At 50.4% G+C, this 13379-nt stretch carries 9 protein-coding genes, 3 tRNA genes and 3 rRNA genes; 4 read left to right on the forward strand and 11 right to left on the reverse strand.

The annotated features are described in order from the left end of the window. Both ilvX and ilvL read right to left on the reverse strand, forming a co-directional pair. The gene (ilvX, locus tag KXD89_RS21925) at window positions 1-51 is read right to left on the reverse strand and encodes a peptide IlvX (RefSeq protein ID WP_001387183.1); all 51 of its coding nucleotides are present in this window, start codon (window positions 49-51) and stop codon (window positions 1-3) included. An 86-nt stretch (window positions 52-137) separates the two neighbouring features. Further along, complete coding sequence (gene ilvL / locus KXD89_RS21930) at window positions 138-236, reverse strand: ilv operon leader peptide (RefSeq protein WP_001311244.1); 99 nt, start codon at window positions 234-236, stop codon at window positions 138-140. Between the two features lie 352 nt (window positions 237-588). Here ilvL and KXD89_RS21935 point away from each other — a divergent pair, with 352 nt between their 5' ends. Continuing rightward, entirely contained in the window at window positions 589-2109 is a 1521-nt protein-coding gene (locus KXD89_RS21935; protein WP_000058964.1) for a YifB family Mg chelatase-like AAA ATPase, read from the forward strand. A gap of 24 nt (window positions 2110-2133) precedes the next feature. Here KXD89_RS21935 and maoP read toward each other — a convergent pair whose 3' ends face one another. After that, a complete protein-coding gene (gene maoP, locus KXD89_RS21940) occupies window positions 2134-2472 on the reverse strand; it encodes a macrodomain Ori organization protein MaoP (RefSeq protein WP_000841001.1) in 339 nt (112 codons plus the stop codon). Window positions 2473-2590: 118 nt separating this feature from the next. Between maoP and hdfR the strand changes: the two genes are divergently transcribed. Next, a complete protein-coding gene (hdfR, locus tag KXD89_RS21945; RefSeq protein WP_000379245.1) occupies window positions 2591-3430 on the forward strand; it encodes an HTH-type transcriptional regulator HdfR in 840 nt (279 codons plus the stop codon). A gap of 95 nt (window positions 3431-3525) precedes the next feature. Here the strand turns inward: hdfR and KXD89_RS21950 are convergent. From KXD89_RS21950 to KXD89_RS21975, 6 genes are all read right to left on the reverse strand, one after another. After that, window positions 3526-3601: transfer RNA gene (locus tag KXD89_RS21950), tRNA-Trp, on the reverse strand. A gap of 8 nt (window positions 3602-3609) precedes the next feature. Beyond that, window positions 3610-3686: transfer RNA gene (locus KXD89_RS21955), tRNA-Asp, on the reverse strand. A 54-nt stretch (window positions 3687-3740) separates the two neighbouring features. Next, window positions 3741-3856: ribosomal RNA gene (gene rrf / locus KXD89_RS21960) — 5S ribosomal RNA — on the reverse strand. Window positions 3857-3950: 94 nt separating this feature from the next. Continuing rightward, window positions 3951-6854 (reverse strand): 23S ribosomal RNA (locus KXD89_RS21965). Between the two features lie 193 nt (window positions 6855-7047). After that, window positions 7048-7123: transfer RNA gene (locus tag KXD89_RS21970), tRNA-Glu, on the reverse strand. 85 nt (window positions 7124-7208) lie between these two features. Further along, window positions 7209-8750: ribosomal RNA gene (locus tag KXD89_RS21975) — 16S ribosomal RNA — on the reverse strand. The 16S, 23S and 5S rRNA genes sit together here with 3 tRNA genes alongside, the layout of an rRNA operon. Window positions 8751-9230: 480 nt before the next feature. On the opposite strand from KXD89_RS21975, the gene KXD89_RS21980 reads away from it, so the two are divergent. Further along, complete coding sequence (locus KXD89_RS21980; RefSeq protein WP_001131164.1) at window positions 9231-9923, forward strand: FadR/GntR family transcriptional regulator; 693 nt, start codon at window positions 9231-9233, stop codon at window positions 9921-9923. A gap of 22 nt (window positions 9924-9945) precedes the next feature. Beyond that, window positions 9946-11373, forward strand: coding sequence for a multidrug transporter subunit MdtD (gene mdtD, locus KXD89_RS21985; protein ID WP_072647307.1), 1428 nt, complete (start codon window positions 9946-9948; stop codon window positions 11371-11373). Here the strand turns inward: mdtD and rbsR are convergent. Both rbsR and rbsK read right to left on the reverse strand, forming a co-directional pair. After that, complete coding sequence (gene rbsR, locus KXD89_RS21990) at window positions 11339-12331, reverse strand: ribose operon transcriptional repressor RbsR (RefSeq protein ID WP_000224470.1); 993 nt, start codon at window positions 12329-12331, stop codon at window positions 11339-11341. The two genes, mdtD and rbsR, sit on opposite strands and share 35 nt — an antisense overlap. A 3-nt stretch (window positions 12332-12334) precedes the next feature. Continuing rightward, window positions 12335-13264: a ribokinase gene (rbsK, locus tag KXD89_RS21995; protein ID WP_001300603.1), complete on the reverse strand. Its 930-nt coding sequence runs from the start codon at window positions 13262-13264 to the stop codon at window positions 12335-12337. Window positions 13265-13379: the final 115 nt, after the last annotated feature.

Here is a 13379-nt window from a genome sequence, read left to right on the forward strand (position 1 = left end):
TTAGTTCCCCGTCCTGAATCTTGAGAAACAGAATTTTGTGCTGTTATTCATTGTCTGCTCCTCGGTTATGTTTTTAAGGTCAAAAAAAACCCCCGGACCTTTCGGTGCGGGGGTCTTAGTTCGTTAAGGCTTGATCTCTAAGCCTTTCCTCGTCCAAGTGCAGCCCCGCACGGTGGGATAATAATCACCACCACGCTAATCACGACCAGGCTAATCACTCGTAGAAGGGCTGTCATTTTGTCTTTTCTTGCATCTTGTTCGAAGGAATGCCTAAAGAGTTACCATAGGTTTTGTAAATAGTACAAGATATTTTTTGGCCGATTTTTATGATGCGTTTAATAATTTCAATATAAATTGTTGTTTTTTAAAAATAAAATAGTGAGTGAAAAAAATTCAATTTCAGTATGAATGTTGTTCCCTTCCTCGTAGTTCATCCTTTGTCCGCTGCATTTTTGCGAGCATCATTCCACCGCCAGAACAACTCAACTTCACTTGCACAAATAAACAGGAATCAGCCACTAAAATTCACGAATTAGCGGGCTACAGCAGCGATATCTTATGCACATAATGGTGACTCAAGGAGGGCTTATGTCACTGTCAATTGTTCATACCCGCGCAGCCCTGGGAGTAAATGCGCCCCCGATCACTGTTGAGGTACATATCAGTAAAGGTCTACCCGGCTTAACGATGGTGGGCTTACCAGAAACAACGGTAAAAGAAGCTCGCGATCGCGTGCGCAGCGCCATTATCAATAGCGGATATGAATATCCGGCGAAAAAAATCACCATCAACCTGGCTCCAGCTGATCTGCCAAAAGAAGGGGGACGATATGATTTACCTATCGCCATTGCGTTGCTGGCGGCCTCAGAACAGCTTACAGCCAATAAGTTAGATGAATATGAATTAGTCGGAGAACTGGCGCTTACAGGCGCTCTGCGTGGCGTTCCCGGCGCAATCTCCAGTGCAACTGAAGCTATTAAGTCGGGCAGAAAAATTATCGTCGCGAAAGATAACGAAGATGAAGTGGGGCTAATTAACGGTGAAGGATGCCTGATAGCCGATCATCTGCAAGCTGTCTGTGCGTTTCTGGAAGGTAAGCACGCTCTCGAACGCCCGAAACCAACTGATGCAGTATCCCGGGCGCTACAACATGATCTCAGTGATGTTATCGGTCAGGAACAAGGAAAGCGAGGACTGGAAATTACCGCTGCTGGCGGGCACAACCTTTTACTGATTGGGCCGCCGGGAACAGGTAAAACAATGCTCGCCAGCCGTATTAATGGCCTGTTGCCAGATTTAAGCAATGAAGAGGCACTGGAGAGTGCTGCGATATTAAGTCTGGTAAATGCTGAATCAGTACAAAAACAATGGCGGCAGCGCCCGTTCCGCTCACCTCATCACAGTGCATCGTTAACTGCGATGGTAGGCGGTGGCGCAATTCCAGGGCCCGGTGAAATTTCGCTGGCGCATAACGGCGTGCTTTTTCTTGATGAGCTACCTGAATTTGAACGGCGTACACTGGATGCCTTGCGAGAGCCGATTGAATCCGGGCAGATCCATCTTTCACGCACACGAGCAAAAATAACCTATCCAGCCCGTTTCCAGCTTGTTGCGGCGATGAATCCCAGCCCTACCGGACATTATCAGGGAAACCATAACCGCTGCACGCCAGAACAGACATTACGTTATCTCAACCGGCTCTCGGGGCCCTTTCTCGACCGCTTCGATCTCTCACTGGAGATCCCATTACCACCCCCCGGCATTTTGAGTAAAACGGTAGTGCCGGGAGAAAGCAGCGCCACCGTTAAACAACGCGTAATGGCCGCCAGAGAGCGCCAATTTAAGCGGCAGAATAAACTGAATGCCTGGCTGGATAGTCCGGAAATACGCCAATTCTGCAAACTTGAGAGCGAAGATGCGATGTGGTTGGAAGGAACACTGATCCATCTGGGGTTATCGATTCGTGCCTGGCAGCGGTTATTGAAAGTTGCACGAACCATTGCTGATATTGATCAGTCTGACATTATCACACGTCAGCATTTGCAGGAGGCAGTTAGCTATCGAGCGATTGACCGTTTGCTCATCCATCTGCAGAAACTACTGACATAAAAAAAGGGCATTTCGCCCTTTTTATTAATCGTCAGAATCGGTGTAGTCTTCAGCACCTTCAACCTGCGGTTTACCGCCGGAAAGGGTGTGAAAACGTTTTGGACGCTTAATACGCGTCATATACTTGGACCACACGCGTTCTGCTTCTGTCACTGGCTCACGTTCGCCACGGCATACTGCTACGAAGAGTTTCTCTTCCTCGGTAACCGGCTCGCGTTTGCCAAGATCCAACTCATTGAAGGCATAACCATGACGCTCAAGCAGTTGTGCCTCTTTGATGGTGAAATCACCATGACGAGAGAATCCACGTGGATAATGTTTATTGTCGAAATATCGATTAGTCGTCGTAAAGCTTTCCGCCATCCTGCACGCTCCTAATTCTTTGACCGAGCTAGTTATGGCGCGGAGTATTAGTTACGCTTGACAGAGTGTAAAACAAAACATTTAAATCATAACGACAAATAATTTTGCGGAGAGCACTGTGGATACGGAATTGTTAAAAACTTTCCTGGAAGTTAGCCGAACGCGTCACTTTGGTCGAGCGGCTGAATCGCTCTATCTGACCCAGTCAGCAGTGAGCTTTCGAATCAGACAACTGGAAAATCAACTGGGTGTGAACCTTTTCACCCGCCACAGAAACAATATCCGTTTAACCGCTGCCGGTGAAAAACTACTGCCTTATGCAGAAACGCTCATGAGCACCTGGCAGGCCGCCCGTAAGGAGGTGGCGCATACCTCACGACATAACGAGTTTTCTATCGGTGCCAGCGCCTCGTTGTGGGAATGTATGCTTAATCAGTGGCTGGGACGCTTGTATCAAAATCAGGATGCCCATACAGGCTTACAGTTCGAAGCGCGAATTGCCCAACGGCAGTCTCTGGTAAAACAGCTGCATGAACGCCAGCTTGATCTTCTTATTACCACTGAAGCGCCCAAAATGGACGAATTTAGTAGTCAGTTGCTGGGATATTTCACTTTAGCGCTTTATACCAGTGCCCCTTCAAAACTAAAGGGAGATCTTAATTATCTGCGACTTGAGTGGGGGCCAGATTTTCAACAGCATGAGGCAGGTTTGATCGGTGCTGACGAAGTGCCCATTCTGACAACCAGTTCTGCTGAACTGGCACAGCAACAGATTGCGATGCTTAATGGTTGCACCTGGCTACCCGTCAGCTGGGCGCGTAAAAAAGGCGGCCTGCATACCGTTGTCGATAGCACAACACTTTCACGGCCGCTTTATGCCATATGGCTGCAAAATAGCGATAAAAATGCGTTGATTCGCGATCTTTTGAAAATTAACGTGCTGGATGAAGTGTATTAATATGAATGGCTGGCAAGGATGCCGGTAGAAGGATTTACTTCGGAGAGGGTTATTTCAGATAAAAAAAATCCTTAGCTTTCGCTAAGGATGATTTCTGGCAGGGGCGGAGAGACTCGAACTCCCAACACCCGGTTTTGGAGACCGGTGCTCTACCAATTGAACTACGCCCCTAATTAGGGTGGCGGAACGGACGGGACTCGAACCCGCGACCCCCTGCGTGACAGGCAGGTATTCTAACCGACTGAACTACCGCTCCACCGAATTCTTTTACAACCACCGGTTTTATGACCGGCTTACTGCTTAATTTGATGCCTGGCAGTTCCCTACTCTCGCATGGGGAGACCCCACACTACCATCGGCGCTACGGCGTTTCACTTCTGAGTTCGGCATGGGGTCAGGTGGGACCACCGCGCTACGGCCGCCAGGCAAATTCTGTTTCATCAGACCGCTTCTGCGTTCTGATTTAATCTGTATCAGGCTGAAAATCTTCTCTCATCCGCCAAAACATCTTCGGCGTTGTAAGGTTAAGCCTCACGGTTCATTAGTACCGGTTAGCTCAACGCATCGCTGCGCTTACACACCCGGCCTATCAACGTCGTCGTCTTCAACGTTCCTTCAGGACTCTCAAGGAGTCAGGGAGAACTCATCTCGGGGCAAGTTTCGTGCTTAGATGCTTTCAGCACTTATCTCTTCCGCATTTAGCTACCGGGCAGTGCCATTGGCATGACAACCCGAACACCAGTGATGCGTCCACTCCGGTCCTCTCGTACTAGGAGCAGCCCCCCTCAGTTCTCCAGCGCCCACGGCAGATAGGGACCGAACTGTCTCACGACGTTCTAAACCCAGCTCGCGTACCACTTTAAATGGCGAACAGCCATACCCTTGGGACCTACTTCAGCCCCAGGATGTGATGAGCCGACATCGAGGTGCCAAACACCGCCGTCGATATGAACTCTTGGGCGGTATCAGCCTGTTATCCCCGGAGTACCTTTTATCCGTTGAGCGATGGCCCTTCCATTCAGAACCACCGGATCACTATGACCTGCTTTCGCACCTGCTCGCGCCGTCACGCTCGCAGTCAAGCTGGCTTATGCCATTGCACTAACCTCCTGATGTCCGACCAGGATTAGCCAACCTTCGTGCTCCTCCGTTACTCTTTAGGAGGAGACCGCCCCAGTCAAACTACCCACCAGACACTGTCCGCAACCCGGATTACGGGTCAACGTTAGAACATCAAACATTAAAGGGTGGTATTTCAAGGTCGGCTCCATGCAGACTGGCGTCCACACTTCAAAGCCTCCCACCTATCCTACACATCAAGGCTCAATGTTCAGTGTCAAGCTATAGTAAAGGTTCACGGGGTCTTTCCGTCTTGCCGCGGGTACACTGCATCTTCACAGCGAGTTCAATTTCACTGAGTCTCGGGTGGAGACAGCCTGGCCATCATTACGCCATTCGTGCAGGTCGGAACTTACCCGACAAGGAATTTCGCTACCTTAGGACCGTTATAGTTACGGCCGCCGTTTACCGGGGCTTCGATCAAGAGCTTCGCTTGCGCTAACCCCATCAATTAACCTTCCGGCACCGGGCAGGCGTCACACCGTATACGTCCACTTTCGTGTTTGCACAGTGCTGTGTTTTTAATAAACAGTTGCAGCCAGCTGGTATCTTCGACTGATTTCAGCTCCATCCGCGAGGGACCTCACCTACATATCAGCGTGCCTTCTCCCGAAGTTACGGCACCATTTTGCCTAGTTCCTTCACCCGAGTTCTCTCAAGCGCCTTGGTATTCTCTACCTGACCACCTGTGTCGGTTTGGGGTACGATTTGATGTTACCTGATGCTTAGAGGCTTTTCCTGGAAGCAGGGCATTTGTTGCTTCAGCACCGTAGTGCCTCGTCATCACGCCTCAGCCTTGATTTTCCGGATTTGCCTGGAAAACCAGCCTACACGCTTAAACCGGGACAACCGTCGCCCGGCCAACATAGCCTTCTCCGTCCCCCCTTCGCAGTAACACCAAGTACAGGAATATTAACCTGTTTCCCATCGACTACGCCTTTCGGCCTCGCCTTAGGGGTCGACTCACCCTGCCCCGATTAACGTTGGACAGGAACCCTTGGTCTTCCGGCGAGCGGGCTTTTCACCCGCTTTATCGTTACTTATGTCAGCATTCGCACTTCTGATACCTCCAGCATGCCTCACAGCACACCTTCGCAGGCTTACAGAACGCTCCCCTACCCAACAACGCATAAGCGTCGCTGCCGCAGCTTCGGTGCATGGTTTAGCCCCGTTACATCTTCCGCGCAGGCCGACTCGACCAGTGAGCTATTACGCTTTCTTTAAATGATGGCTGCTTCTAAGCCAACATCCTGGCTGTCTGGGCCTTCCCACATCGTTTCCCACTTAACCATGACTTTGGGACCTTAGCTGGCGGTCTGGGTTGTTTCCCTCTTCACGACGGACGTTAGCACCCGCCGTGTGTCTCCCGTGATAACATTCTCCGGTATTCGCAGTTTGCATCGGGTTGGTAAGTCGGGATGACCCCCTTGCCGAAACAGTGCTCTACCCCCGGAGATGAATTCACGAGGCGCTACCTAAATAGCTTTCGGGGAGAACCAGCTATCTCCCGGTTTGATTGGCCTTTCACCCCCAGCCACAAGTCATCCGCTAATTTTTCAACATTAGTCGGTTCGGTCCTCCAGTTAGTGTTACCCAACCTTCAACCTGCCCATGGCTAGATCACCGGGTTTCGGGTCTATACCCTGCAACTTAACGCCCAGTTAAGACTCGGTTTCCCTTCGGCTCCCCTATTCGGTTAACCTTGCTACAGAATATAAGTCGCTGACCCATTATACAAAAGGTACGCAGTCACACGCCTAAGCGTGCTCCCACTGCTTGTACGTACACGGTTTCAGGTTCTTTTTCACTCCCCTCGCCGGGGTTCTTTTCGCCTTTCCCTCACGGTACTGGTTCACTATCGGTCAGTCAGGAGTATTTAGCCTTGGAGGATGGTCCCCCCATATTCAGACAGGATACCACGTGTCCCGCCCTACTCATCGAGCTCACAGCATGTGCATTTTTGTGTACGGGGCTGTCACCCTGTATCGCGCGCCTTTCCAGACGCTTCCACTAACACACACACTGATTCAGGCTCTGGGCTGCTCCCCGTTCGCTCGCCGCTACTGGGGGAATCTCGGTTGATTTCTTTTCCTCGGGGTACTTAGATGTTTCAGTTCCCCCGGTTCGCCTCATTAACCTATGGATTCAGTTAATGATAGTGTGTCGAAACACACTGGGTTTCCCCATTCGGAAATCGCCGGTTATAACGGTTCATATCACCTTACCGACGCTTATCGCAGATTAGCACGTCCTTCATCGCCTCTGACTGCCAGGGCATCCACCGTGTACGCTTAGTCGCTTAACCTCACAACCCGAAGATGTTTCTTTCGATTCATCATCGTGTTGCGAAAATTTGAGAGACTCACGAACAACTTTCGTTGTTCAGTGTTTCAATTTTCAGCTTGATCCAGATTTTTAAAGAGCAAATATCTCAAACATCACCCGAAGATGAGTTTTGAGATATTAAGGCAGGTGACTTTCACTCACAAACCAGCAAGTGGCGTCCCCTAGGGGATTCGAACCCCTGTTACCGCCGTGAAAGGGCGGTGTCCTGGGCCTCTAGACGAAGGGGACGTATCAGTCTGCTTCGCAAGACGCCTTGCTTTTCACTTTCTATCAGACAATCTGTGTGAGCACTGCAAAGAACGCTTCTTTAAGGTAAGGAGGTGATCCAACCGCAGGTTCCCCTACGGTTACCTTGTTACGACTTCACCCCAGTCATGAATCACAAAGTGGTAAGCGCCCTCCCGAAGGTTAAGCTACCTACTTCTTTTGCAACCCACTCCCATGGTGTGACGGGCGGTGTGTACAAGGCCCGGGAACGTATTCACCGTGGCATTCTGATCCACGATTACTAGCGATTCCGACTTCATGGAGTCGAGTTGCAGACTCCAATCCGGACTACGACGCACTTTATGAGGTCCGCTTGCTCTCGCGAGGTCGCTTCTCTTTGTATGCGCCATTGTAGCACGTGTGTAGCCCTGGTCGTAAGGGCCATGATGACTTGACGTCATCCCCACCTTCCTCCAGTTTATCACTGGCAGTCTCCTTTGAGTTCCCGGCCGGACCGCTGGCAACAAAGGATAAGGGTTGCGCTCGTTGCGGGACTTAACCCAACATTTCACAACACGAGCTGACGACAGCCATGCAGCACCTGTCTCACGGTTCCCGAAGGCACATTCTCATCTCTGAAAACTTCCGTGGATGTCAAGACCAGGTAAGGTTCTTCGCGTTGCATCGAATTAAACCACATGCTCCACCGCTTGTGCGGGCCCCCGTCAATTCATTTGAGTTTTAACCTTGCGGCCGTACTCCCCAGGCGGTCGACTTAACGCGTTAGCTCCGGAAGCCACGCCTCAAGGGCACAACCTCCAAGTCGACATCGTTTACGGCGTGGACTACCAGGGTATCTAATCCTGTTTGCTCCCCACGCTTTCGCACCTGAGCGTCAGTCTTCGTCCAGGGGGCCGCCTTCGCCACCGGTATTCCTCCAGATCTCTACGCATTTCACCGCTACACCTGGAATTCTACCCCCCTCTACGAGACTCAAGCTTGCCAGTATCAGATGCAGTTCCCAGGTTGAGCCCGGGGATTTCACATCTGACTTAACAAACCGCCTGCGTGCGCTTTACGCCCAGTAATTCCGATTAACGCTTGCACCCTCCGTATTACCGCGGCTGCTGGCACGGAGTTAGCCGGTGCTTCTTCTGCGGGTAACGTCAATGAGCAAAGGTATTAACTTTACTCCCTTCCTCCCCGCTGAAAGTACTTTACAACCCGAAGGCCTTCTTCATACACGCGGCATGGCTGCATCAGGCTTGCGCCCATTGTGCAATATTCCCCACTGCTGCCTCCCGTAGGAGTCTGGACCGTGTCTCAGTTCCAGTGTGGCTGGTCATCCTCTCAGACCAGCTAGGGATCGTCGCCTAGGTGAGCCGTTACCCCACCTACTAGCTAATCCCATCTGGGCACATCTGATGGCAAGAGGCCCGAAGGTCCCCCTCTTTGGTCTTGCGACGTTATGCGGTATTAGCTACCGTTTCCAGTAGTTATCCCCCTCCATCAGGCAGTTTCCCAGACATTACTCACCCGTCCGCCACTCGTCAGCGAAACAGCAAGCTGTTTCCTGTTACCGTTCGACTTGCATGTGTTAGGCCTGCCGCCAGCGTTCAATCTGAGCCATGATCAAACTCTTCAATTTAAAAGTTTGATGCTCAAAGAATTAAACTTCGTAATGAATTACGTGTTCACTCTTGAGACTTGGTATTCATTTTTCGTCTTGCGACGTTAAGAATCCGTATCTTCGAGTGCCCACACAGATTGTCTGATAAATTGTTAAAGAGCAGTGCCGCTTTGCTTTTTCTCAGCGGCGCGGGGTGTGCATAATACGCTTTCCCGCTACAGAGTCAAGCATTTATTTTTGCTTTCTCTGCCGGAGTTCTCAGGAGAACCCCGCTGACCCGGCGGCGTGTTTGCCGTTGTTCCGTGTCAGTGGTGGCGCATTATAGGGAGTTATTCCGGCCTGACAAGAGGAAATTTAAAATAATTTTCTGACCGCGCATTTTTTCAGCAAAAGCCCCGTTAATGTGCCATAAAACAAGCAATTTGCCGTTTTTGCAACCGTAATCACACTTCCTGGTGGCATACTAAGGAGGAATAAAAAGAAAAAGGAAGATAAGTAATGCCTTTAAGCGCACAACAGTTAGCTGCACAGAAAAACCTTTCGTATGTTCTGGCTGAGAAGCTGGCGCAACGGATCTTAAAAGGTGAATATGAACCCGGCACCATTTTGCCCGGTGAGATTGAGCTGGGCGAGCAATTTGGAGTGAGTCGTACAGCGGTACGCGAAGCGGTCAAAACGTTAACGGCAAAAGGGATGGTTTTACCGCGACCGCGAATTGGTACTCGGGTCATGCCACAATCGAACTGGAATTTTCTTGATCAGGAATTGCTTACCTGGTGGATGACAGAAGAGAACTTTCATCAGGTCATCGATCACTTTCTGGTTATGCGTATCTGTCTGGAGCCGCAAGCCTGCCTACTGGCAGCAACGGTTGGCACCGCGGAACAGAAAGCGCATCTCAATACGTTAATGGCCGAAATGGCGGCATTAAAAGAGAACTTTCGCCGTGAACGCTGGATCGAAGTCGATATGGCCTGGCATGAGCATATCTATGAAATGAGCGCCAATCCGTTTTTGACCTCATTCGCCTCGCTATTCCATTCGGTTTATCACACTTACTTCACGTCAATTACCAGCGACACAGTGATAAAGCTGGATCTGCATCAGGCGATTGTCGATGCGATTATCCAAAGCGATGGCGACGCGGCATTTAAAGCTTGTCAGGCGCTGCTACGCTCACCTGATAAGTGATAACCCGATAACAGGACATTGAATGAGCGATAAAAAGAAGCGCAGTATGGCGGGTTTGCCGTGGATCGCGGCGATGGCCTTCTTCATGCAGGCACTTGATGCCACTATTCTTAATACCGCCTTACCCGCAATCGCTCATAGCCTTAATCGTTCTCCTCTCGCGATGCAATCAGCCATCATCAGTTATACGCTGACGGTGGCGATGCTTATTCCGGTAAGCGGATGGCTAGCCGATCGCTTCGGTACGCGTCGCATTTTTACCCTTGCCGTGAGTCTGTTCACATTGGGTTCTCTGGCCTGCGCACTTTCTAATTCGCTACCACAGCTGGTTGTCTTCCGGGTTATTCAGGGGATAGGCGGCGCAATGATGATGCCTGTTGCTCGGCTGGCCTTACTGCGCGCTTATCCTCGTAATGAACTTCTTCCAGTATTGAATTTTGTCGCCATGCCGGGTCTGGTGGGGCCAATTTTAGGCCCCGTTCTTGGCGGCGTGCTGGTCACCTGGGCAACCTGGCACTGGATATTTTTAATCAATATCCCCATAGGTATTGCGGGCCTTCTTTACGCGCGCAAACATATGCCCAATTTCACCACCGCACGACGCAGATTCGATATCACTGGCTTTTTGCTGTTTGGCCTCAGCCTTGTTCTCTTCTCAAGCGGAATAGAGCTATTCGGGGAAAAGATTGTCGCCAGCTGGATTGCCTTGACGGTAATTGTCACCAGCATCGGGTTACTGCTTCTCTATATTCTCCATGCACGACGCACGCCAAACCCATTAATTTCATTAGATTTATTTAAAACCCGCACTTTCTCGATCGGTATCGTAGGCAATATTGCAACCCGTCTGGGGACCGGCTGTGTACCGTTCCTTATGCCATTGATGTTACAGGTAGGATTTGGTTATCAGGCGTTTATTGCTGGCTGTATGATGGCACCGACAGCGTTAGGTTCCATTATTGCAAAATCGATGGTTACCCAAGTCTTACGTCGTCTGGGCTATCGCCATACGTTAGTGGGGATCACGGTGATTATTGGGCTAATGATCGCTCAGTTCTCTTTGCAATCACCAGCAATGGCTATATGGATGCTGATCTTGCCGTTGTTTATATTAGGGATGACTATGTCGACGCAGTTTACCGCGATGAATACCATCACACTTGCCGATCTGACCGATGACAATGCCAGCAGCGGTAACAGTGTTCTGGCGGTCACGCAGCAACTGTCGATTAGTTTAGGCGTTGCTGTAAGTGCGGCCGTCCTTCGCGTTTATGAAGGAATGGAAGGCACAACGACTGTCGAACAATTCCACTATACGTTTATCACAATGGGCATTATTACTGTTGCTTCAGCAGCAATGTTCATGCTTCTGAAAACAACCGATGGTAATAATTTGATCAAAAGACAGCGTAAATCTAAGCCGAACCGCGTTCCATCAGAATCGGAGTAAGTTGTAATCGTTGTTGCTGAAGGGTCGGCTGGGTTATCCGATGGATGAGTACATCAATCGCCAGCTCCCCCAGTTCATCTTTCGGTTGGTGGATAGTGGTTAATGGTGGCGTCATAAAGCTTGCCAGTTCGATATCGTCATAGCCAATCACCGCGATATCCTGCGGAACCTGTAACTCTGCCTGATATAACGCCTGGTAAACGCCAACAGCCATAGCGTCATTTCCGGTAAAGACGGCCTGAGGACGCAGCGGATGTGATAGCAGTTGGCGCATAGCGTCAAACCCGCCGTTAAATTCAAAATCACCAGTGACTTCATAGCCATCAGGAATGTTGAGACCCGCACGTTTCATCGCCGCCCGATAACCTTCCAACCGCAGGCGCGCCGGAGTTTTATCCAGCGGGCCGGTAATACAGGCGATACGGGTATGACCTTTATCGATCAGATATTGCGTTGCTAAGTCTCCGCCCAGCAACGAGTTATCCTGAATAAGATCGCTGTCGCCATCGAACGGAGCCCAGTCCATCATCACAGTAGGCACTGTCGGATAACGTTGCATGATTTCACGCGAAGGTTGATGCGTTTCGGTGCACAGTAACAGCAAGCCATCAACGCGTTTTTGCATCAGCGTTTCCAGATTGCGATTCATCCGCTGTTCATCGCCTTCGGTATTGCAAAGGACGAGACTATAACCGCGTTCGAAGCAGCTGCGTTCAACGCCACGCACCAGTTCTGAATAGAAAGGATTGGTACTGGCAGTGATCAACATGCCAATGGTATGTGTTTGATTGAGTTTGAGGCTACGCGCCAGAGCTGATGGCGCGTAATTGAGTTCTTTAATCGCCGCTTCAACTTTGGCGGTAATCGCTTCACTGACGAAGCGATCTTTATTGATAACGTGAGAAACTGTTGAGGTAGAAACGCCCGCCAGGCGGGCAACATCTTTCATTGTAGCCAAGCGTCACCTCTGCCTGTCTAAAAATGCGTCGATCTCTTCACGCCACGGTACGGAAGGTTGTGCGCCTTTACGTGTTACGGCAATCGCAGCGGCAGCATGGGCAAAACGAATCGCCTCTGGCAATGGTTTTTCTTCCAGCAATGCCGTGATTAACGCACCGTTAAAGGTATCTCCGGCAGCAATGGTATCGACAGCCTGCACCCGGAATCCAGGAACGCGCTGACCTTCACCATTCACGCTAGCCCATACACCACGACTTCCTAAAGTAATCAGTACAGTACGGATACCTTTTTCATGCAGTACCTGCGCCGCCTTCGCTGCATCTTCATCATTTTCAACACGAATACCGGTGAGCTTTTCTGCTTCCGTTTCGTTTGGCGTAATAATGTCCACCAGCGCCAGCAGTTCGTCAGGAAGTTCGCGAGCCGGAGCCGGGTTAAGCGCAACGATAGTCTTATTTTGATGGGCGATTTTCGCCGCTGCCATCACACTTTCGAGTGGTGATTCCAGCTGCATTAATAATGCTGACGCGTTGGCAATACGCTCACGTTGCGCTTCCACCAGCGCCGGGGAAAGGGCAGCATTAGCGCCGGCATGAATACCGATGACATTCTCACCTTCGCCATTAACAAAAATCAGCGCCACACCTGTTGATTCGCCTTTGATCACGCTGACCGGAGTAATATCAATGTTATCAGTGGCAAGCTGCTGGCGAACGCTCTCACCAATGCTGTCATCACCCGTACAGGCAATAAACGCGATATTCGCACCGCTACGCCCAGCAGCCACAGCCTGATTCGCGCCTTTGCCGCCAAATGCAACCTGATAGTGGTTACCGGTTACGGTTTCGCCTGGAGTAGGAAAAGATTGAAGATTAAGAATGTGGTCAGCATTAATGCTGCCAAGAACAACGAGGCTGCCTGCGTTTTGCATATTCGGGATGTCCATAAAATGCGCCACCGTGTTAGGGTGGCGCGTGCCCTGCTTTTCTTTATATTACACGTTCATCTGTCGATGACGTATTTATGTCACCATCAGGTCATACAAC

Source organism: Escherichia sp. TC-EC600-tetX4, assembly GCF_019356055.1.
In the GTDB taxonomy this organism is placed as follows: Bacteria; Pseudomonadota; Gammaproteobacteria; order Enterobacterales; family Enterobacteriaceae.